The organism is Fusicatenibacter sp. (genome assembly GCF_977045365.1).
Map to the genome: position 1 here is coordinate 1 of NZ_CDRRUH010000037.1, position 21,731 is coordinate 21,731.

At 47.3% G+C, this 21,731-nt stretch carries 16 protein-coding genes; 6 read left to right on the forward strand and 10 right to left on the reverse strand.

The window, feature by feature from the left end:
- Positions 1 to 367 precede the first annotated feature (367 nt).
- From metG to nagA, 3 genes are all read right to left on the reverse strand, one after another.
- Entirely contained in the window at positions 368 to 2,350 is a 1,983-nt protein-coding gene (metG, locus tag ACY2VW_RS09125) for a methionine--tRNA ligase (protein ID WP_461877853.1), read from the reverse strand.
- Between the two features lie 475 nt (positions 2,351 to 2,825).
- Positions 2,826 to 3,566, reverse strand: a complete 741-nt coding sequence (nagB, locus tag ACY2VW_RS09130) for a glucosamine-6-phosphate deaminase (RefSeq protein WP_117761352.1) — start codon at positions 3,564 to 3,566, stop codon at positions 2,826 to 2,828.
- A 34-nt stretch (positions 3,567 to 3,600) separates the two neighbouring features.
- Positions 3,601 to 4,710: an N-acetylglucosamine-6-phosphate deacetylase gene (nagA, locus tag ACY2VW_RS09135; RefSeq protein WP_055220960.1), complete on the reverse strand. Its 1,110-nt coding sequence runs from the start codon at positions 4,708 to 4,710 to the stop codon at positions 3,601 to 3,603.
- A gap of 242 nt (positions 4,711 to 4,952) precedes the next feature.
- On the opposite strand from nagA, the gene ACY2VW_RS09140 reads away from it, so the two are divergent.
- From ACY2VW_RS09140 to ACY2VW_RS09155, 4 genes are read left to right on the forward strand one after another with little or no spacing between them, the layout of a single operon-like run.
- Complete coding sequence (locus ACY2VW_RS09140) at positions 4,953 to 5,768, forward strand: MurR/RpiR family transcriptional regulator (RefSeq protein ID WP_022462919.1); 816 nt, start codon at positions 4,953 to 4,955, stop codon at positions 5,766 to 5,768.
- Complete coding sequence (locus tag ACY2VW_RS09145) at positions 5,734 to 6,198, forward strand: DUF2752 domain-containing protein (protein ID WP_461877854.1); 465 nt, start codon at positions 5,734 to 5,736, stop codon at positions 6,196 to 6,198. Before ACY2VW_RS09140 ends, ACY2VW_RS09145 begins: the two co-directional genes overlap by 35 nt.
- A gap of 15 nt (positions 6,199 to 6,213) precedes the next feature.
- Positions 6,214 to 6,612, forward strand: coding sequence for a DUF4234 domain-containing protein (locus ACY2VW_RS09150; protein ID WP_461877855.1), 399 nt, complete (start codon positions 6,214 to 6,216; stop codon positions 6,610 to 6,612).
- A gap of 18 nt (positions 6,613 to 6,630) precedes the next feature.
- Entirely contained in the window at positions 6,631 to 7,983 is a 1,353-nt protein-coding gene (locus ACY2VW_RS09155; RefSeq protein ID WP_461877856.1) for an MATE family efflux transporter, read from the forward strand.
- A gap of 181 nt (positions 7,984 to 8,164) precedes the next feature.
- Here the strand turns inward: ACY2VW_RS09155 and ACY2VW_RS09160 are convergent, their stop codons facing one another.
- Together ACY2VW_RS09160 and ACY2VW_RS09165 are read right to left on the reverse strand one after the other, a co-directional pair.
- Entirely contained in the window at positions 8,165 to 8,698 is a 534-nt protein-coding gene (locus tag ACY2VW_RS09160) for a cob(I)yrinic acid a,c-diamide adenosyltransferase (RefSeq protein WP_022462915.1), read from the reverse strand.
- Positions 8,699 to 9,026: 328 nt separating this feature from the next.
- Positions 9,027 to 10,748, reverse strand: a complete 1,722-nt coding sequence (locus tag ACY2VW_RS09165) for an extracellular solute-binding protein (protein WP_461877857.1) — start codon at positions 10,746 to 10,748, stop codon at positions 9,027 to 9,029.
- Between the two features lie 303 nt (positions 10,749 to 11,051).
- On the opposite strand from ACY2VW_RS09165, the gene ACY2VW_RS09170 reads away from it, so the two are divergent.
- Positions 11,052 to 11,849 (forward strand): MBL fold metallo-hydrolase, encoded by a 798-nt coding sequence (locus ACY2VW_RS09170; RefSeq protein ID WP_238061470.1) that lies wholly within the window; start codon positions 11,052 to 11,054, stop codon positions 11,847 to 11,849.
- A 312-nt stretch (positions 11,850 to 12,161) separates the two neighbouring features.
- Here the strand turns inward: ACY2VW_RS09170 and ACY2VW_RS09175 are convergent, their stop codons facing one another.
- The gene (locus tag ACY2VW_RS09175) at positions 12,162 to 12,707 is read right to left on the reverse strand and encodes an NADH peroxidase (RefSeq protein WP_022462914.1); all 546 of its coding nucleotides are present in this window, start codon (positions 12,705 to 12,707) and stop codon (positions 12,162 to 12,164) included.
- Positions 12,708 to 12,877: 170 nt separating this feature from the next.
- Entirely contained in the window at positions 12,878 to 13,276 is a 399-nt protein-coding gene (locus ACY2VW_RS09180; protein WP_117814367.1) for a Fur family transcriptional regulator, read from the reverse strand.
- Between the two features lie 513 nt (positions 13,277 to 13,789).
- Between ACY2VW_RS09180 and ACY2VW_RS09185 the strand changes: the two genes are divergently transcribed.
- Positions 13,790 to 14,941 (forward strand): ROK family protein, encoded by a 1,152-nt coding sequence (locus ACY2VW_RS09185; protein WP_461877858.1) that lies wholly within the window; start codon positions 13,790 to 13,792, stop codon positions 14,939 to 14,941.
- A 437-nt stretch (positions 14,942 to 15,378) separates the two neighbouring features.
- Here ACY2VW_RS09185 and rsmA read toward each other — a convergent pair whose 3' ends face one another.
- The 3 genes from rsmA to ACY2VW_RS09200 all read right to left on the reverse strand — a co-directional run bounded on the left by rsmA (position 15,379) and on the right by ACY2VW_RS09200 (position 21,720).
- Positions 15,379 to 16,251: a 16S rRNA (adenine(1518)-N(6)/adenine(1519)-N(6))-dimethyltransferase RsmA gene (gene rsmA / locus ACY2VW_RS09190; RefSeq protein ID WP_022461748.1), complete on the reverse strand. Its 873-nt coding sequence runs from the start codon at positions 16,249 to 16,251 to the stop codon at positions 15,379 to 15,381.
- A gap of 15 nt (positions 16,252 to 16,266) precedes the next feature.
- Entirely contained in the window at positions 16,267 to 19,047 is a 2,781-nt protein-coding gene (locus tag ACY2VW_RS09195; RefSeq protein WP_461877859.1) for a tetratricopeptide repeat protein, read from the reverse strand.
- 210 nt (positions 19,048 to 19,257) lie between these two features.
- The gene (locus ACY2VW_RS09200; RefSeq protein WP_461874302.1) at positions 19,258 to 21,720 is read right to left on the reverse strand and encodes a glycogen/starch/alpha-glucan phosphorylase; all 2,463 of its coding nucleotides are present in this window, start codon (positions 21,718 to 21,720) and stop codon (positions 19,258 to 19,260) included.
- Positions 21,721 to 21,731: the final 11 nt, after the last annotated feature.

A 21,731-nucleotide genomic window follows, 5' to 3' on the forward strand; every position in this document is an offset into this window, starting at 1 on the left:
ATCGGATGACGCTAAAGTGACGCGTTTCACGTCTTTGATACTTTTCTTTACCGGCTTGCTAAAGCCGGATTCCCAAAATGTCCGCGCACCGCCTTTGGATGAAAAGCGGCGCTTCTGGACGCGCAGTAAAACCAGAACTAACGTCCGCATTTTTCTCATTCAACACTCCTCCTTTCTGTTGTCATATTCGATAAACCCGTTCAAATATTCTCTCTTTATCATTATATTATCATAAAATTCAGAATCTTTATATGACGTTTTCCTTAACTTTTTCAAATACAAAAAATCCCTCCCCACACGCTCTATACATATGGAAAGGGATTTCAACTTTCATTCTATTCTATTTTCCGCTTAACAGCTCAACACCTTAGCAGATCTCCGCCCCTGCCGGCATTGCTTTTTCCGGGGTCATGAGGCATACGTTGCCTTCGGCGTCTTCGGCGCAGAGGAGCATTCCTTCAGACATCATGCCTGCCAGTTTGGCTGGTTTGAGGTTGGTGAGGACCATAACCTTCATTCCGATGGTGTCTTCCGGTTTGTAATATGCTTTGATTCCGGAGACGATCTGTCTTACCTGGCTTCCTACTTTGACCTGGAAGCAGAGAAGTTTTTTCGATTTCTTCACTGGCTCGCAGGAGATGATTTCACCTACCTGGAACTGCATTTTTCCGAAATCTTCGAAGGTAATTTCCTCCTTCGGCTCAAGGTCGATCACTGCCTCCTCTTCTTTTTCTTCTTCTCCGGATGCGGCAGCCATGGCAGCTTTCTGTTTTGCCTGGATCACTTCTACTTTTTCCATAACCTCTTTGACATCGAGTCTCTGGAACAGGATCTGCGGCTGATCGGTTACTTTATTGCCAGATACATACAGTCCGAACTGATCCAGCTCTTCGTAGCTGCGTTTCTCTGCATTCAACTGAGCCAGGATCTTCTCGGTGGTCTCCGGCATGAAAGACTCGAGCAGGCATGCGCCGATGGTGATGCTCTCTACCAGGTTGTACAGAACTTCTTCCAGACGGTCTTTCTTTGCCTCATCCTTTGCCAGTGCCCACGGCATCGTCTCGTCGATGTATTTGTTGCAGCGTTTGAACAGACCAAAGATCTCAGTCATTGCATCTGCCACACGCAGCTCTTCCATCTTTGCAGCAACTTTTGCTTTTGTTGCGGTAACGACTGCTTTCAGATCATCATCCACCTCTTCTGCTGCGCCGGTCTTTGTCACAACGCCGCCGAAGTATTTGTTGCTCATGGAGATGGTACGGTTTACCAGGTTTCCAAGAGTATTGGCAAGGTCGGAATTCATACGCTCAACCAGCAGCTCCCAGGTAATGACACCGTCGTTCTCAAACGGCATCTCGTGCAGAACGAAGTAGCGGACAGCGTCTACGCCGAACAGGTCTACCAGATCGTCTGCGTAAATCACGTTTCCTTTGGATTTACTCATCTTGCCGTCGCCCTGCAGCAGCCACGGATGACCAAATACCTGTTTCGGCAGCGGCAGATCAAGTGCCATCAGGAAGATCGGCCAGTAAATGGTATGGAAACGGATGATGTCTTTTCCGATCAGATGCAGGTCTGCCGGCCACAGCTTGTTGAACTGCTCGGAACTGTTTCCGTCACAGTCATAACCGATTCCAGTGATGTAGTTGGTCAGTGCATCCAGCCATACATAGGTAACGTGCTTCGGGTCGAAGGATACCGGGATTCCCCAGGTGAAGGAGGTTCTGGATACACAGAGATCCTGCAGTCCCGGAAGAAGGAAGTTGTTCATCATCTCGTTCTTTCTGGAAACCGGCTGGATGAATTCCGGATGAGTGTTGATATAATCGATCAGTCTCGGTGCATATTTGCTCATCTTGAAGAAATATGCTTCTTCTTTTGCCGGCGTAACCGGGCGTCCGCAATCCGGGCATTTTCCGTCTACGAGCTGGGACTCGGTGAAGAAGGATTCACACGGTGTACAGTAAAGACCTTCGTAATATCCTTTGTAGATATCTCCCTGATCGTACAGTTTTTTGAAGATTTTCTGTACCTGTGCCTCGTGATCGGCGTCGGTGGTACGGATGAATTTGTCGTAGGACGTATTCATCAGATCCCAGATTCTCTTGATCTCGGTGGATACGTTGTCTACGAATTCTTTTGGCGTGATACCTGCCTCTTCTGCTTTCAGCTCGATCTTCTGGCCATGCTCATCGGTTCCGGTCTGGAAGAATACATCGTAGCCCTGCTGACGTTTGAAGCGGGCGATGCTGTCCGCGAGTACGATCTCGTAGGTGTTTCCGATGTGCGGCTTGCCGGATGTGTAGGCAATCGCCGTGGTGATATAATATTTTGGTCTGATTTTTTCCATTGCTTTCATTTCTCCTTTCAAATAAAAAAACTGCCTTATTCCGCTCTCTTGTAGTCGGAAGAAGACAGGTTTGTTTACCCGTGATACCACTTCTTTTCGTCCCTGCCTCACGGCAGAAACCTCTGCAGGTACATGTGCTATACCTCTCCGCTGTAACAGGCGGAACCTGTCGCAGCCTTACCGTTTCAGATTGTTGTTCTCACGGTTCGGTGCGCCTCTCGGAAGCCATGTTCGATCTGCCGCTCCTCCTCCCCTCTCAGCCTGCAAAACCGGAATGGTTTTCGGGGGTGTTCTCTGTAAATTTGCGAATGCAGATGTACTCTCTTCGTCACTGTGTTTTCATTTTATGCACTGCTTTTGTGCGCTAGTTTTATGCTAACACATTTACATGGATTTGTAAACCGCAAAAAAGCCCGCCGTACGGGGATTTTTTCATATTCTCCCCATTCGGCGGACCTTTCATTCATCGTAACAATTATCTGTGGTTTGCTTTGATCACAGACATTGCTGCTTCATCTGCTACAACTGTCAGATCGTTGTGAAGCTGCAGGATGGAAGCCGGAACCTGCGGAGTAACCGGTCCGTACAGAACCTTGTCGAGGATCTCTGCTTTTCCTTCGCCGCTGACGATCAGCAGAACTTTTCTTGCCTGCATGATGTTCTTGATTCCCATGGTGTATGCCTGGGTCGGAACATCCTCTACTTTTTCAAAGAAACGTTTATTTGCCTGAATGGTGCTCTCGGTCAGGTCAACGCAGTGTGTCTCTTTCTCGAATGCTGCGCCCGGCTCGTTGAATCCGATGTGGCCGTTGTTTCCAAGTCCAAGAAGCTGCAGGTCAATGCCGCCGACGCTGCGGATGATTTCGTTGTAAGCTGCGCATGCTTTTTCGCTGTCCGGCTCCAGTCCGTTCGGAACGAAGGTGCGCTCTTTGTTGATGTTGACATGATTGAACAGGTTGGTGTTCATGAAGTAACGATAGCTCTGATCATTCTCCGGAGAGAGTCCTTTGTACTCGTCCAGGTTTACGCTGGTGACATTTGCGAAATCAAGGTCACCTTTGTTGTACCACTCAACGAGCTGTTTGTAAGCGCCGACCGGGGTAGATCCGGTTGCAAGGCCGAGCACTGCATGCGGTTTCATGATCACCTGCGCGGAAATGATGTTTGCTGCTTTTCTGCTCATATCATTGTAATCTTTTGCTTCAATTAATAACATTTGTTTTTCCTCCAAATTTCTTCTATATAATAAATTACATAATAACCTGTTTCAGGTTCAGTTCGTCGTCCACCAGAAGTACATGCGCTTTTTTGCCCGGTGCAATGGATCCTACTTCATCGTAGATACCGATGCTCTGTGCCGGATTTCTTGTTGCCGCAAAAATGGCATCTGCCAGCGGAATATCAAACGAAACTGCTTTTCTCATGCAGTCGTACAGGTTCGTAGCGGAACCCGCGATGGTCTCACCGTCGGTCAGGGTTGCTTTTCCGTCTTTCATCCAGACAGCCTGTCCCCCGAGGGAATACGTTCCGTTCGGCATTCCCGTTGCCATCATGGAATCGCTGATGAGAACCATGCGCTCACTTCCCATCATGGAGAAGGTCGCGCGGACAACCGCACCGTGAATGTGATAGCCGTCACAGATCAGCTCCATGCGGCACTCCGGATCGTCGAATGCGGCGCCGATGACACCAGGGTTACGGTGTGCGAACGGCGGCATGGCGTTGTACAGATGGGTGACATGGTGTGCTCCTGCTTTCATGGCAGCCAGCGCGGTGTCATAATCTGCTGTTGTATGGCCGATGGAAACCATGACTTCATCGGAAACTTCTTTGATAAATTCCAGAGAACCTGGCATGTTCGGGGCCAGTGTCACGAGACGGATTTTTCCGCCGCTCGCCGCATTGCATGCGCGGAAGAACTCAGCGTTCGGAGCCACGATGTTCTCCTCTGCCTGTGCGCCTTTTTTGATCGGATCGATGAACGGTCCTTCCATGTTGACGCCGGCGATCACTTCTGCTTCCGGCTCATCTTTGATTGCTTCGATGGTTCCGAAGATTTTCAGCAGATCGTCTTTTGGCAGTGTCATGGATGTCGGGCAGTAAGAGGTGATGCCGTGCGCTTTCTCGTAGCGCAGGATCTCTTTTAAACCTTCCACGTCTCCGTCTGAAAAATCATGTCCGGCAGCGCCGTGGCTGTGTACGTCAACCAGTCCCGGCAGAACCATCATGCCTTTCGCATCGATCACTTCCTGATCGATCACTTCTTCTTTTGTGGAAACGAAACGTTTTCCTTCTATATAAAGATCTTTTTCCGCAAACGTTCCGTCTTCCTGAAATACACGTCCGTTTTTGATAATCATTGTCTTGCCTTCTTTCTTTGATCTGTTCTGATTATAATTTATGTTGATTTTATTTTCAACTATTTTTATATTTTAGAAATTACTTTCACGTCATTAAAGTTCTTTCCATTTTTCCGCCCGCTTTCCCGTGCAATTCACACACAATTGAAAGTTGATTCACCACTCTGCCTGTGATACAATAAAGCAAGAACTGATCTGAATTTTTTTCAGATATTTACAGATACCAGGAGGACTTACGTTCCATGGAACACTTTGAAAAATCGATTATTCCTGTCATTGAGTCTGTCTATCCCTCGTTCACTCCCCTGGAACGGACGGTAGCAGATTTTTTTATTCATAATACCGACGAGTCGGATCTGTCCGCGCGCCACGTTTCGGAACTGCTCTATGTTTCGGAGGCTTCGCTCTCCCGCTTTGCGAAAAAATGCGGCTACACGGGCTACCGCGAATTTGTCTACCGTTACCAGGAAGGCCTGAACGCCGCACTGCCTGGCACGGACGATCACATCAAACAGGTGCTGAATACGTATCAGGAGCTGCTGAATAAAAGCTACTCGCTCGCCGACCGCGCGCAGATTGACCGCATCTGCCATATTCTCACTTCGAAGCGTCGGGTGTATGTCTACGGTCTTGGAAGCTCCGGACTTTCCGCCCAGGAAATGAAGCTGCGTTTTATGCTTGCAGGCGTGGATATTGAAGCAATTACCGACATTCACATCATGAAAATGAATGCCGTTCTGCTCAATGAGAGCTGCGCTGCAATCGGCATTACCGTCAGCGGACAGACACCGGAGGTGCTGCGTGCGCTCGGAGCCGCAAAGGAAAAGGGAGCCTCTACCATTCTCTTTACTTCCCGCAGCTCCAGCGATTACGATGCCTTCTGCGATGAAGTCCTGCTGCTTGCGGTCAAAGAGCATCTGAAAAACGGCGGCGCAATCTCTCCGCAGTTCCCGATTCTCGTTATGATCGACGTTCTGTACTCGCATTTTCTCACGACCGACAGCGAGCGCAAGGAGGCTTTATATGAATACGCCGTCACCAAACTCCATGAAACGTGATCCCGGCCGCGGCAGCGCGTATCTTTCTTTTCTGAGGAAACGCTGCCGCGATTTCTTTTTCTTCTGCCTGCTCCTCGGCGTTTACGTCGCCTTCATCACCCTCACAGGCATCGGCTGTCCGATCCGTTTTTTCACAGGCATTTCCTGCCCGGGCTGCGGAATGAGCCGCGCGGTACTGTTAATGCTCTCCGGTCATTTTCAGGCGGCGTTTCGGATGCATCCGCTTGTCTATGCCGTGCTGCCCGCAGGTGTCTGGCTCTTCTTCGGGCCGGAACAGACGGCGGGACTTCGGCGTTTTAAAAAGGGGATCATTACGGTGCTTGTCGTACTGCTTCTCGCCGTTTATGCCTGGCGCATTTATTACCACGACCCGCTCCTTTCTATTGACCCCTCTCTCGGGCGCGTGCTACAATGGTTCTATCTTAATTAAAGGGGGTATTTACAAATGAATGTAAAAGACAACCGCAGTTTCTGGTTCTATCTTCTGCTCACATTTCTGACGTGCGGACTTTACTCGATCTACTTCTGGTATGTTTATGTGGAAGACCTGAACACCGTCTTTTACGGTGACGGCGAAGACAGCCCGAACTACATTATCGTGCTGCTTCTGTCCTGGGTTACCTGTGGAATTTACGGCGTTTACTGGCGTTACAAACAAGCGAACCGCATGTACCGCGAATCCTACGACCGCTACGGTGTGATGATTGAGGAAAACGGTTCCGCCATTCTTCTGTGGACGCTGCTCGGCTACCTGACCGGCGGAATTGGCCAGCTCGTTGCCGACTATTTCATGATCCAGAACCTGAATAAGACGGCGCTCGTTTATAATTCACGTGCATATTAAGCAGGGGAGGCGTTTTTTATGGCAACATCTATGGTAAAGGGAAATCCGGTAAAGCTGATGCTCTCGTTTGCCTTTCCGCTTCTCATCGGAAATCTGCTGCAGCAGACGTATAACATCATTGATGCGGCGATTGTCGGCCAGGCACTTGGCCCGGAGGCACTCGCCAGCGTCGGTGCAAGCAGCAGTGTACAGTTTCTGGTGCTCGGCTTCTGTATGGGAAGCTGCACGGGATTCAGTGTCCCGGTTGCCAAGTATTTCGGCGCCGGAAAGCTTGATAAAATGCGCGATTATATTTTTAATGGTGCTGCACTTGCTGTCCTGATTGCGGCCATTCTGACCACACTCTGCAGTTTACTCTGTGCACCGATTCTGCACCTGCTGTCGGTTCCGTCCGATATTTTCGCGGATGCTTACGCATATCAGCTTGTGATTTTCCTCGGAATTCCGTTTTCGATTCTGTACAATTATCTTTCCAGCATCCTGCGCGCCGTCGGGGACAGCCGCACACCGTTTCTGTTTCTGGCATTTTCGGCAATTCTGAATATTTTCCTCGACCTGTTCTGTATTATCATTCTGCATCTGGGGTGCGCAGGCGCGGCGATTGCGACGATTTCCGCCCAGGCGATCAGCGGACTCTTATGTCTGTTTTTTATTTCCCGTAAGGTAAAGCTCCTGCTTCCGACAAAGGAAAACCGCACTCTGCGAAAGGATGCCGCGCAGGAACTCCTCGCAATGGGCATTCCGACGGGACTGCAGTTTTCGATCACGGCGATCGGCAGTATGGTAATGCAGTCAGCGAATAATGGACTTGGCAGTGTTTATGTTTCGGCGTTCACAGCTGCTATGAAAATCAAACAGTTTATGATGTGCCCGTTTGATGCGATCAGTACCGCGGCTTCCGTTTTCTGCAGTCAGAATCTCGGAGCCGGCCAGTCAAAGCGAATCCGTCAGGGACTCCGCCAGGGTGTGCTTGTCGGTGTCGGCTATGGTGCGTTTGCAGGTGTCATCATGATTCTCTTCGGACGGCCGCTCACGAAACTCTTTATTGTCAGCTCTGCTTTTGAAGCAATCAACGCTTCTGCAAAATATCTGCGCTGCCTCGGATTTTTCTACTGGCTGCTTGGTATTTTGAATGTCTGCCGTATGGTAACGCAGGGACTTGGCTACTCGGGAAGAGCCGTTTTCTCCGGCGTAATGGAGATGCTGGCACGGACGATTGTCTGCCTGGGATTTGTCGGTGCGTTTGGCTTCACCGCAATCTGCTTTGCGGATCAGGCTGCGTGGCTCGCCGCCTGCTGCTATATCGCACCGACATGTCTGTACTGCGTGAAGAAATCCACGAAAATGATTGCGGATCGCGGTGCGAAATAATAACGTTATTTTCTGTCTTACAGCGGCTTCCAGATACTTCTCAGGTTATCGCGGCAATCACCAGAAACTTGGTTCATCACGGATTTTGGTTCATTGCCCGCAAAAACAAGAAAAAAGATACTGTTCTGCATGGAATCATCTTCCCCGCAAAACAGTATCTTTTTTCTTGTTTTTTTCAGCGTTACCGCTCGATTCCATCTCTTGCCGCAAGGCCTTTATCAAACGGATGCTTGATTTTTTTCAGCTCCGAAACATAGTCTGCACGCTCAATCAGCGCCTCTGACGGTCCCTGCCCTGTCAGAATCACTTCCAGCTTCTCCGGCTTGTGATCCAGAAAATCCAGAAGGAGCTGCTCATCAAACAGTTTGCTTCCGATCGTATAGACCAGTTCATCCAGGAACAGCACATCGTATTCTTCCTGAACTGCTTTTTCTGTCACTTTCTGAAACTGCTCTTCATAATACCGCTTCTGCTCTGCCTTCTCCTCCGGTGTCATCAGAAATGAAAACTTTATCTTGTCCTGTCCCGGCACAAACGTCACATTTGGCGACAGCAAGAGCACCTTCCGCTCACTCGTGCTGTTATCTTTCATAAACTGATAAATTAAAACACGGTATCCATACCCTGCCGCACGCGTGCAGAGCCCCATACCACAAGTCGTCTTTCCTTTTCCATCCCCACAGTAGATGTGGACACAGCCTGTCTGTTTTTCCATGTTGGAATCCCTTTCTTTTTTACTATCCATATCTCATATGTAACGAGGAGTGTGATACTTAACCACACTCCTCTAAGAACATTTCTGTTCTTACTTATTATACTCAATTCAAGTAAAAAATCAACCAGGCTATCATAATCGCGGACTAAAGCTGATTACAGTTCACTGGTATACAGCGACTTGTATGTAAGATTCGTACCTGTTCTAGACGTAAATTTAGCTTGCAGTGTCAACTTCATTGCTGCATAGAAGTTTGGCGTTTTTATTGCAATCATCAACGTTTTCAACTACTCTATTCTTCCCAGTATAGCCGGGAAATTTAGATTTTTCATTTATCAGTATTCACAAGTTTCGTAGCAAGGAATTCAGTAACAGCCTTCTCTGTATCCGCCAGACCATTTTCTTCCAGTTCGTTTACCATGTTGTCCCAATTTGCGTCAAATTCCTCTTCTGTACCCGAAACACATTTTACCAGCCCTGGCCAAGTAATATCTGAAATTGTATTCTGCTGCTCGGTCAGCTCCTGTGGCTGCTGATATGCCCAGAGTGCAGAATATGGAAGAAGCTCAAATTCTTCTGGCTGCGGAAACATATCCGTCAGCATTTCGATTCCCATTGCCTCGCATCCGGCTTTTTCCGCTTCGTTATAATTTGCAATCACAGATTCCTTCGTCGTTGGAGTATACGGGAATCCATCCTCAGTGTAAGAACCTGCTCCATAGATTGGAAATCCAGTATAGTTATCAATACCTGTGTTCTTATGATAGTCTGGATCTGACTGTGCTTTGGCAACTTCTTCATCGGTACGATACGGCTTTCCATTTTCGTCCAGGAAATAATTTTCTCCTTCAATTCCCCAATGATATAAAATCTGTCCTTCATCCGAGCACAGATAATCTATGAATTTGATTGCACGAACTGGGTCCTCACAGCTTTTTGTAATTGCCATTCCATATCCGACCGTTGTTCCCTGATACAAAAGAGCTTTGCAGACCTGATCCTCTCTTAAGGTTACCGGCAGTCCAACATATGTCTGATCTACTTTTCCATCAGCCATCAATGCTGTTTCACACTGACTATAGTGCCATTCTGAATCTGTCAAGGCAACAACACGGCCGCTGGCAACCTTTGCAATATAGTCATCATCCGTCTGTGTTGCAAAATTCGGATCCAGAATTCCTTCATTGTACATACGGCATAACCATCTAAAATACTCTTTTTCTTCCGGCGTAACCGTTTTTAAATGTACTGTATAGTCATCATCAATCAGCCACTGTCCATTATCCGGCGCTGCATCTGCGATAAAGCCTGCCGGGTTACTCAGTGTAATCAGCCAATGCCAGTCTGCTGCACTCATAGTAATTCCAATCATATCCAAACCATCTTCTGTCTTTGGATGAGCTGCCAAATAGCTCTTGATCATTTTTTCATATTCATCTATTGTTTTTGGATATTTGTAATCATTCTCTTTCAGTGCAGCCCACTGGATCTGGCAAGTTCCTCCTGTTGTCAGTGTTTTCTGATTTACACCCGCATAAGACAGCTGATAAATTCCCGGATCGTCTTTACTCCACTGTAACTTTTCCAGCTCATCTCCGTACATTTTTTTAATATTTGGTCCGTATTTTTCAATCAAATCTGTCATGTCAATCAGAGCGCCTGCTGCATACAGATCCGTTGCATTCGCTTTTGCATAAATCAAATCTGGATATTCATCATTTGCAATCATCAACGCAACATCCTCTTTTGCATCTCCTTGCGATGCAACCGGATAGCTGACATCCAACGTAACACCTGTTGCCTCTGTGATCGCTTTCGCTACCGGATTATCCCAATTTCCATTTTTACCATCTGCATTGAAATATTCAAATGTAACTGGTGTCTTATCATCGCTTTCTTCTGTGTCTGCTTTTGTAGTCTCCGTTTCAGTTTCTGACGATCCAGAATTTACACTAGCACTGCTCTTACTGCTGCTGTCTGAACCGCAGCCTGTAAGCATTCCTGCGATCATAGTGCCCGTTAGCATCACTGATATTATTTTTCGTTTCATAAAAACCTCCTTTAAAAACCTCTCTGATATTAGACAATAAGCATTTTCCCTTTTAAAATTTGCAAATTTCAGCTCCTACAAACTCATATGATTTTGAATAATCTCAGTATATCAAATATGATTTTTGTTTTATATTATATTTTTGATCTTATTTTTATCTTTTTTTTATATTTTTCGACACGCGAAATTTCTCCGCTGTGTTTTTATAAATTTATTTCTATATTTTTGCTGCTTTTCAATAACTTTTCCGTCAATTTCTATGCTATACTTAGAGCTATAGTAAAAGGAATGGGGGTTTCTACTATGCAATTTAAAACTGAAAAAATTTCAGAACACATTACAAGAATTCATGGATTCTGCACAGAATTTATGTATCTGATTGAAGGCAGCAAAGCAGCTGTCCTAATCGACACTGGATGCGGGTTCTATAGTTTAAAAGACTGTATCCATAACCTGACTAACAAGCCATTAAAAGTCCTGATAACCCACGGTCATGTAGATCACGCCATGGGTGCCAATGAATTTGAAGAAATTTATCTGAATCATAAGGATAAATCCGTATATCAGCTTCATTCTGAAAAAGGCTTCCGTCTGGAAGGCGCGAAAGGATTGTGTCCTGAAAAAGGGCTTATCAAAGAAACAGATATGATACCATCTGCTCCATTTGAAAAATTTCATAACCTGCAGGAAGGTGATGTTTTTGAACTTGGTGGAATTCATGTTGTTATTTATGAATTACCCGGTCATACCCTGGGCAGTGTTGTCATGCTGATTCCGGAAGAGCGGACAATTCTTCTCGGTGATGCCTGCAATCCATTTTTATTCCTGTTTGACAAATTTTCCACGGGACTTGCTTCCTATGAAAAAAATTTACAAGAGTTACAGAAAAAAACTGCTGGAAAATATGATCGTGTCCTGATCTCACATGGGAATGGAGATGCCAAGCCAACCACTTTAGAAGATGTGATTAAAGTATGTCAGGATATTCGTTCTGGAAATGTTACGGATCGCAATTTTGTTTTTTCTGGTGAAACACATCCTCTCGCAGATAATGGAACTTATACCTTTATCTGCTATGACAAAAAACGAATAGAAGAATAAAATCAGATTACTCTATTATGTTTTCTCAACACTGTTCAATATACAACTGTCTCAATAATTGATGTGTATTAGCTGATAAGCTGTGAATAAATCATAAAAATCCCAGCTTATCAGCTTTTCTTTACTTATAGCAATCCCCCATGCACCGTATTGTTTCCGGCATTAAAATTAAAAACACATTTTCTTCCTTGGGATTTATCAAAAAGACAGCTGTACACGAAAAAGACATAGGAAATGCAGAAAAAAACGCACAAAAAGAGAGAACAGATTTCTCCATTCTCTCTTCAATAAATTTATTCTACTAAAAATTTTTTATTTACCGAAATATCTGGCCAGCAGACCAGCGAAAGCTTTTCCGTGTCTAGCTTCATCTCTTGCCATCTCATGCACGGTGTCATGGATTGCATCAAGATTCAGGGCTTTGGCACGTTTTGCAAGATCTGTTTTACCAGCGGTTGCGCCGTTCTCTGCTTCTACACGCATCTGCAGGTTTTTCTTGGTGCTGTCGGTTACGACTTCGCCGAGAAGCTCTGCGAATTTTGCTGCGTGCTCTGCTTCTTCGTAAGCTGCTTTTTCATAGTACAGACCTACTTCCGGATATCCCTCGCGGAATGCTACTCTGGACATTGCCAGGTACATACCAACCTCGGAGCACTCACCCTCGAAATTGGCTCTCAGGTCTTTTTTGATATCTTCCGGAACGTCGGATGCTACGCCAACTACGTGCTCTGCTGCCCAGGTCAGATCCTCGCCCTGCTCGATAAATTTCTCTTTCGGTGCTTTACAGATCGGACAGACTTCCGGTGCTTCTGCTCCTTCATAAACATATCCACATACGCTGCATACAAATTTTTTCATAGTCTTTCTTTCCTTTCTTTTTGTTGTGTATTTAATTTTATCATTTCCAATTTTGTGGTTTATAACAGTTTTTTATTTTTGATATTAGTAACTGTTACTGATATTACTTTAGCATAAGCTTCCCTTTTTGTCAATACCTATTTTTAATTTTTTCTTTCTTCCTGGGGATGCTATACGTTCCCCGGGTGATTTCTGCAGTTCTCGCAGATGCCGTAAAAATTCACAGAGTAATCTTCGATCGTACCTCTGAAATTTTCCGCTGCTACGTTCTTGATTTCGCTGATGTCACGCATTGTAAGGTCTGTCACGCAGTGACATTTTCTGCAAATGAAATGGTGATGCGTGGAAGTATCTCCATCGAACCGGTCCGGGCCATCTCCTGTTGTAAGACGCTTGATCTCTCCTAATTCAGAAAGAAGAGACAGGTTCCGGTATACTGTGCCAAGACTGATATTGGGAAATTCTTTCCGTACATCGGTATAGAGCATATCTGCGGTCGGGTGATCCTTTCGCCCCTGAAGGCAGACTTTGATGCTTTCTCTTTGTCTGCTATACTTGAGTGTTGACATAGTTTTTTTCCTTTCGTATCTTTCGATAACAGTAATTGTTATTATATTTATACTATAAGGCTGCTTCTCGCAAAAGTCAAGAAAAAGATCACTACCCTGTCTACACAGATTTCCGTCTGTCCCAAGATCAAAAATTCCTCAAAAACGAGGAGTGCCCAGGAACCTCTCGGCGCCTGGGCTATTATTATGAAAAAATCTTAATTGTGTAGTGATTGCATACACGCTGTTCCTTTGGAACTGAGATAACTATACCAATTAATTATGAACAGATTATGAACGTGCAGTGAATCTTCTGTGAATCTGTACATTTTTTAGAATTATTTTATACTTTCTTTGTGTATTTATCACATATTTTATTTCTAATTCTGTCCCTTACTCTCTACTCTGTCTAGAAATCGTTTTTCTCCGTTAATTTTTCTATTCGTATTGCCCATCCCCGATTTTCCCTGTCATTTCTCTCTCATTTATGTTAAGATTGATGTACAGCCAATGCGGCAGAATGGAGGATTTTTTATGAGTACCGGAAATCAGGAATATATACGAGACATGAACCGCGCCCTGGTTCTCGAGGCAATCGCCAACCATCCGCCGCTTTCCCGCGCAGATCTGGCGAAAATGCTGCATCTGACAAAAGCAACCGTATCCACCATCGTCCAGGAACTGCTCGACCGCCAGCTCGTCATAGAACTCGGCAGCGCCGAAAAAACTTCCATGGGTCGAAAACCGATTCTGCTTACTTTTAATAATCGCTGCGGTTCCATCATCGCCGTCGATCTCGGCGTAAAAAAGATCACCATTCTCACCGGAGATCTGAAGGGAAAATCATGTACTGTAAAAGAATACCCGATTGATCCATCCCTCTCCCTGGAGGAATACCTGATTTCCCTCCTCCACAAAACCAAATCCGACCTCCCCAAGACCCCGTGCGGCCTCGTCGGAATCTCCATCGGAATCTACGGCGTCGTCTGCGACGACCTCGTTTTATTCACACCCTACTACGATCTGAAACACTCCAACCTGAAAAACTACCTCGAAGAAGAATTTCAGGTCCCTGTCATCGTAGAAAATGAAGCCAACCTCTCCGTCATCGGCGAAGCCGCCTGCGCAGAGCACTTTAAAAATATGATCTTCCTGAACATCCACGAAGGCGTCGGCATGGGAATCCTCATTGACGGCGAACTCTACACCGGCCAGAACGGCTACGCCGGCGAATTCGGCCACACCATCCTCTTCCCCGATGGCCGGCCCTGCCCCTGCGGCAACCACGGCTGCCTCGAACAGTACATCTCCGAAGCCTCCGTCCTGAACGATTTTGCCGCCGCCGAAGGCTTAGAAAACGTCTCCGTCGAACGCTTCATCCAGTATTACCAGGAAGGCAACCCCAACGCCTGCAAAGTAATGCAGGATTTCACCCACTACATCGGAATCAGCCTGAACACGGTTCTCCACACCTTCAACCCGGACGTCATCGTCATCAACAGCTCCTTCACCAACTACATCCCAGGTCTGATCGACGAAATCACCTCCGGAATCCAGAACCGCCTCCGCTGGTACCTCCACGTCCTCCCGGCTCACCTGCAGGATGTCTCCGTCCTCATGGGCGGAATCAGCCTCTGCTCCCGGAACTTCCTCGGAATTTCCACCTTTAAGCTGCTGGACCTGTAACCTATAGCAAGACCCGAAAATAATGCAAAAAAGGCAGTGCTGCAGAGCCCCATCTCGATTCCGCTGCGCTGCATCTTGATGTGGCTTCTCGCCATATGAAATTTCAGAAAAAAGTGCTCATTCATGCAAGCATGATTCGCAATTTGTTCTGAAATTTCGCATGGCTCTGAATAGTCACAATTTGTTCATGATTTTTTTACAACATGAACACGCTTTCAACATAATTTACCCGTATACTAAAAGCATAAATAATGAATGCCAACATTATTTACACAATTTTCTTTTTCATATTGCCGATTAGAAAATCGGCTCTCCTTCCTTTAAAAATAAAAATGAAAGAAAGCACTGTTTCGCCAACGGTGCTTTTTTTCATGCCCTTTTCCACCGCTGCCATGCGCATCACGCAAGGGCGGACGGGCGGCGGCGAGGTGTCCCCTCTATTTACACAATTCATCCGTCAACCGCGCAAACTCCTGTAAATTCAATGCCTCCCCACGAATCGTAAGCGGCCAGCCGCAGGCTGTGATTGCAGCCTCAATCTCCTCTTTCGAAAAATGCAGCAGCTCCGAATTTTTCAGTCCGTTCGCCAGCGTCTTCCGTCTCTGATTAAACGACGCCCGAATAATGGAGAACATCAACTTCTCATCCTTCGTCTCCACCGGCATCACCTCATGACGCGTCAGCCGGATCACCGCACTTCCAACCTTCGGCCGCGGCATAAAACAGTTCGGCGGCACATTCGCCACAATATACGGCTCCGCATAATACTGCACCGCCAGCGACAGCGCCCCGTAATCCTTCGATCCCGGCCCCGTCTGCATCCGGTCCGCAACCTCCTTCTGAACCATAACCGTAATCGAATCCACCGGCACATGATTCTCAAACAATCCCATAATAATCGGCGTCGTAATATAATACGGAAGATTCGCCACAACCTTGATCGGCCGTCCGTTGTTCTTCTCCTTCGCCAGCGCCGCCAGATCCACCTTCAAAACATCATTGTTGATAACCTCAACATTATCATAATCCGACAGCGTATCCTCCAGAATCGGGATCAGATTCTTGTCAATTTCCACCGCACACACACTCCGCGCAGCATACGCAAGATACTGCGTCAGCGTACCGATACCAGGTCCGATTTCCACAACAAAATCGTCCGGCCCGATACCTGCAGCGGCTACAATCTTATCCAGCACATGTGGATCGATCAGAAAATTCTGACCATACTTTTTCTGAAATACAAAGCCGTACTTCTGCAGTACGGCTATTGTATTCTGCGGCTCCCCGAGCCACGGTTTTACTTTCTCCATAAATTCTCCATGTATTTAGAACTCAAAGTCTTTCTCGTAAAGAATCACGCGGTCGTCCGCATCGGTATGCTTTCTGGACATGCGTCTTCCGAATTTACGGGTTCCCTTTTCTGCATGGGCGATGGCACGATCCACCATATCTTTGACCTGTGAAATCGTCATCGGCTCGCCCTCCTTCTGATTGTTGCCAATCTGTGTATACAGAGCAAGCACACCCATCTCGTCCATCTTGTATCCATTCTCACGCGCATACGTGCGGGCAAACGTAACCAGCTCGTCGTTCGTGAAAACAGGAATCGAAATGACCGTCTCAAACTTCTTCGCAAAATCAGGGTAATTCCGCAGAAGACCTCTCATGCTGACCTTCTCATCCTCGATGATCAGAACCAGACTGTCGGTACGGAAATCCATTGCCTGCGACAGCTTCTCGATCGTCTCCGGATACATCAGACCGGCACGCTCGATCAGGAGGAAACCTCCCGCCAGCTTTGAAACAATCTGCGCACAGTCCTTTTTGTTCAGAACAGATGCATCCAGACGGGCCATCTTCGTTGCCGGAAGTTTTAAGTCAGCACAGATTGCACGGACGAGATCCTCCGACAGCTTCGTTTTTCCAGTACCGTATCCGCCCATAATGGCAATGTTTCCATGACGGGAAGTACGGTCGCCTGCGTAATGATAAACACCATGCATTGCATCCAGAATCTGGATATCCATGCCTGGAACTTTCGCAAAGTAAGTAAACAGCGCTTTCTGCTCATCACTCAGCTTATCCGGCTGGGTGTCGTTCAGGATGCGGAGTCTTGCCTCCTCCGGCGTCTCCTCGCGGAGCACCTCTTCAATCGATTTCGCAACAGTTCCTTCCGGAATGTTGTCGCGGATCAGCTGAACGGTGGCATCCGTTGTTTTTTCGATGCTCATGTTGATCGTCGCATCGGATACGCGCTCACGCTTTGGCTCGGTCGGAACTTCGATTTCGATTTCCTCCGGGGTAATCTCGATCGGCTGGGTTCCTGCCGGCTCAAACGGATCGGCTGGCTCAGTCTCGGCCGGGGTTTCCGGCTCGTCCGGCAGTTCGATTTCCGATACTTTTTCAGCTTCCTGCACTTCTGCGTTCAGCGCTGCCTGAAGCTCACTAAAATCGATGGTCGGCCGTGTCTCCTCTGCCGGTTTCAGATCCGGGATGACAACCGTTGCATCCATGGACGGCGTCTCCACCGGTTCTACGGTTTCCTCAATTTCGGCTTCCGCCTGAGCCTCCTCGGCTACCGGTTCTATAATCTCTTCGGTCTCAGCTTCATCCATTGGCTCTGCAGCCTCTTCGGTTTCCGCTTCATCCGCCGGTTCTGTAATCTCTTCGGTTTCCGCTTCATCTGCCGGTTCTGCATCTTCTTCCGGCTCTGCTTCCGCCTGCGGCTCCTCAGCCGTTTCCCGTGCCTCTGCCTCGGACTCCGGATCCATCGGCTGCTCTGCGGTTTCGGCTTCTGCTGCCTGCTCAGCCGGCTCTTCTGCTTCTTCCTCCGCAACTTTCTCCGACAGGTTTGCTGCGGTCTCCTGGAACAGTGCTTCGAGGTCCGGCTCTTCGTATTTCTTCTCCGGCTTCGGTGCTTTCGGCATTACCGGCTCGGCTTTTTCCTTCGGTTTTGGCTGCGGTCTTGTCTTGATCGTCGTGTTGGCATCCGGGGATACCTCTACGTTTACATCAAGCTGCTCCGGCTCCAGATCTTTTACTTCGTACTGTACCGGCTCTTCGCTTGTCTCTTCCTCGACTGCCGTCTCTTCCTGTTTCTTTCCGCGGAAGGAGAAGACATCGCGGATGCTCTTTGCAAGCTCTGCGTGAAGATCGATCGTATTTCCAAGGTACGTCGGCGTGCTGTCTGCATACGCCTGCTCTTCCGGAATCTCCTCGATCGGCTCCTCTGTCTGCTGCAGTGCTTCGTACTCCTGCACCTGCTCTGCATCTGCCTCGGCCTGCTGTGTTTTCTCATATGCTTCGTACGGCGAACCGGCTTCTTTTTCTTCTTCACCGGCTGTATACTGGCTCATCACACCGCCGTTTACCGGTTTTACTTCCGGCGTCTCTGCCGGCTCTTTCGTCGCAGCCATTTCACCGGCTCCGCTCTCTCCGGCTAACCGCACTTCAAGTGCTTCCGGATCCTCGGACGGCTCTTCATTCTTTTTGTAGTCAAAACGATGCTCGTATTTGATCTGCTGGGACGGTGACAGCGGCTCGTACTTCATTTTCAGATCCATTGCCTTTGTCACATATTTGCCCTCGCTGAACCACAGGATCAGCTCATCACAGGCATCGATGCATTTCTGCGTCTCTCCGGCTTTGCTGTAAAGGTTTGCCAGTTCATATGCCCATCTCTCGGTAAATTCCCGCTCTTTGTATTCCTCCAGAAGGGAAATCTGCTCCTCAAGCGGCGCTTTCTGTCCTCTTAAAATCTTGTATTTCAGCAGGTACCGGGAATTATCGTGACGTGCGACTGCTTCAAACTCGTTGTAAAAGTCAATCGCCTCATCAAAGTCTTTCATTTTTACGGAGACCTCTACCAGGCGGTACAGAATGCCCTTTCCGATGGAGGAACGGTCATACGCCATCAGCAGAATCTTCTTCGCCTCCGGATATCGTTTGTTCGCCTCATAGACATCCGCTACCATGCCGAGCGTGCGCAGACTCTTGACACGCCGCCAGTCAACGGCTTCTACAACTGCAAGTGCCCCCTCATAGTCCTCTTTTTTTACCAGACTGTTCAGCTCTTCCAGCCGGCTTTGATATTCAGCTTTATCCAATCTTTTTCACCTCAATACATTTCAGATTGTTTTAGTTCATAGACACGAACAGTGTACCACACTCCCCGTAGAATGTCAAAAGAATGCCTGTTTTGCGGGCATTTTTCGGGATGCAAATCCTTCCAGCGGGCATCAAAAAAAGAACACCCGCCCCTCCGGTTTTTCCCGGAAAAGCAGGTGTCCCCTGACTTTACTTATATTTGATTCCGATTACTTTCTGACTGTGATCTTGTCCAGATGCCAGATATCATCCACATACTGCTGGATCGTACGGTCGGATGTGAATTTTCCGCAGTGTGCGGTATTCAGGATTGCGCTTCTTGCCCATGCAGAAGTATTTCTGTATTTATCCTCTACACGCTCCTGTGCTGCCGCATAGGACTTGAAGTCTGCCAGGGTAAAGTACATATCCGGGCGCGGAGCATTCTTCGGTGTGAGCAGGGAGTCATACAGATCACGGAACATCATCGTGTCACCGTTGGAGTATCTTCCGCTGATCAGATCCATGACTACGTTGTGGATATCCTGATCGTGGATAAAGTAGCTCATCGGATCATAGGTATAGTTGTTCTCATATTCGATAACCTGATCTGCGGAAAGTCCGAAAATGAAGGCGTTTTCTTTTCCAACTTCCTCTACGATCTCAACATTTGCACCGTCCATCGTTCCGAGAGTCAGGGCGCCGTTCAGCATGAACTTCATGTTACCGGTACCGGAAGCCTCTTTACTTGCGGTGGAAATCTGCTCGGAAACATCAGCAGCGGCAAAGATCAGCTCTGCATTGCTGACACGATAATCCTCGATAAATACAACCTTGATCTTTCCTTTGATGGTCGGATCGTTGTTTACGACATCCCCAACGGAATTGATCAGTTTGATGATCGCTTTTGCACGCTCATAGCCGGCGGAAGCTTTTGCTCCAAAGATGAAGGTTCTTGGGTAGAACGGCATATCCGGGTTCTTTTTCAGACGGTCATACAGATACATGATATGAAGAATGTTCATAAACTGGCGTTTGTACTCATGCAGACGTTTTACCTGAACATCAAAAATGGAGTTCGGATCTACATCAATGCCGTTATGCTCTTTGATGTATTTTGCCAGGCGAACTTTATTTTTGTATTTAATCTCCATAAATTCCTTCTGTGCCTGTGTATCATCTGCAAGCTCAGCGATCTTTTTGATCTTCGGAAGGTCAGTAATCCAGCCATTTCCGGCATACTCAGTTACCCAGTCAGCCAGAAGCGGATTTCCATGAAGCAGGAAACGACGCTGTGTAATACCGTTCGTCTTATTGTTGAACTTCTCCGGAGTCATCTCGTAGAAGTCTTTTAAGGTCTGTTTTTTCAGGATCTCGGTATGAAGCTTTGCAACACCGTTGACAGAATATCCGCCTACGATAGCCAGACGAGCCATATGAACCTGTCCGTCATAGATCACTGCCATCTGGCGGACTTTTTCCTCATCACCCGGGTACTGCTCTCTTACCTGGATCAGGAAGCGGCGGTTGATCTCTTCTACGATCTGATAGATACGCGGAAGAAGTCTGGAGAACAGGTCAACCGGCCATTTCTCGAGTGCCTCTGCCATAATCGTATGGTTCGTGTATGCACAGGTCTTTGTCGTAATCTCCCATGCCTCATCCCAGCCAAGGCCTTCCACATCCATAAGAATTCGCATCAGCTCCGGAACAGCTACGGTCGGGTGGGTATCATTCAGCTGGAAGGTAACCTTCTCATACAGCTTCGTAATATCATCGTGATGTTTTTTGTATTTTGCAACTGCTCTCTGTACGCTTGCAGAAATAAAGAAATACTGCTGTTTCAGACGCAGCTCTTTTCCTTCGTAATGGTTATCGTTCGGATACAGAACCTCTACGATGGTCTTTGCAAGGTTTTCCTGCTCAACAGCTTTGTGGTAATCACCCTTGTCGAAGGAATCCAGGGAGAAATCCTGAATAGCCTCTGCATCCCAGATGGTCAGAGTGTTTACAACATCGTTATCATATCCTACGATTGGCATGTCGTAAGGAATTGCATTGACAGACTGGTAATCCTTCTGTACAAAGTTTACACGTCCGGTAGCCTCATCGTACTCCTGTGCCACATATCCGCCAAATTTTACCTCTTTTGCATACTCCGGGCGTTTCAGCTCAAACGGATAGCCGTTTTTCAGCCAGTTATCCGGTACTTCTACCTGATAACCGTCGCGGATCTGCTGTTTAAACATACCGTATTTGTAACGGATACCGCAGCCGTACGCCGGATAGCCAAGAGTTGCCAGAGAATCCAGAAAGCATGCTGCCAGACGGCCAAGACCGCCGTTTCCAAGAGCCGGATCTCTTTCCTGGTCCTCCAGAAGGTTCAGGTTCAGTCCCATTTCCTCAAGAGCTTCCTGTACCTGTTTGTATGCAGTCAGGTTGATCAGGTTATTTCCAAGTGCACGTCCCATCAGGAACTCCATGGACATATAGTACAGAATTTTCGGATCCTGTTCGTCCATTGCCTTCTGGGTTTTCAGCCAGTTATCAATAATAACATCTTTTACTGCATAGCAGACTGCCTGGTAAATCTCCTGCTGGGAAGCCTCTTCCAGGTTCTTTCTGTACAGCATTTTTACATTCTCTCTCACACTGTTCTTAAAAGTTTCTTTTTTGAACTCGGCGTTTAACATCTGCGTCCTCC

Coding starts and splice junctions, on each gene's coding strand:
- metG (WP_461877853.1), bottom strand. CDS start 2,350: ATGGAAAAAATCAGACCAAAATATTATATCACCACGGCGATTGCCTAC.
- nagB (WP_117761352.1), bottom strand. CDS start 3,566: ATGTTATTAATTGAAGCAAAAGATTACAATGATATGAGCAGAAAAGCA.
- nagA (WP_055220960.1), bottom strand. CDS start 4,710: ATGATTATCAAAAACGGACGTGTATTTCAGGAAGACGGAACGTTTGCG.
- ACY2VW_RS09140 (WP_022462919.1), top strand. CDS start 4,953: ATGGAACACTTTGAAAAATCGATTATTCCTGTCATTGAGTCTGTCTAT.
- ACY2VW_RS09145 (WP_461877854.1), top strand. CDS start 5,734: ATGAATACGCCGTCACCAAACTCCATGAAACGTGATCCCGGCCGCGGC.
- ACY2VW_RS09150 (WP_461877855.1), top strand. CDS start 6,214: ATGAATGTAAAAGACAACCGCAGTTTCTGGTTCTATCTTCTGCTCACA.
- ACY2VW_RS09155 (WP_461877856.1), top strand. CDS start 6,631: ATGGCAACATCTATGGTAAAGGGAAATCCGGTAAAGCTGATGCTCTCG.
- ACY2VW_RS09160 (WP_022462915.1), bottom strand. CDS start 8,698: ATGGAAAAACAGACAGGCTGTGTCCACATCTACTGTGGGGATGGAAAA.
- ACY2VW_RS09165 (WP_461877857.1), bottom strand. CDS start 10,748: ATGAAACGAAAAATAATATCAGTGATGCTAACGGGCACTATGATCGCA.
- ACY2VW_RS09170 (WP_238061470.1), top strand. CDS start 11,052: ATGCAATTTAAAACTGAAAAAATTTCAGAACACATTACAAGAATTCAT.
- ACY2VW_RS09175 (WP_022462914.1), bottom strand. CDS start 12,707: ATGAAAAAATTTGTATGCAGCGTATGTGGATATGTTTATGAAGGAGCA.
- ACY2VW_RS09180 (WP_117814367.1), bottom strand. CDS start 13,276: ATGTCAACACTCAAGTATAGCAGACAAAGAGAAAGCATCAAAGTCTGC.
- ACY2VW_RS09185 (WP_461877858.1), top strand. CDS start 13,790: ATGAGTACCGGAAATCAGGAATATATACGAGACATGAACCGCGCCCTG.
- rsmA (WP_022461748.1), bottom strand. CDS start 16,251: ATGGAGAAAGTAAAACCGTGGCTCGGGGAGCCGCAGAATACAATAGCC.
- ACY2VW_RS09200 (WP_461874302.1), bottom strand. CDS start 21,720: ATGTTAAACGCCGAGTTCAAAAAAGAAACTTTTAAGAACAGTGTGAGA.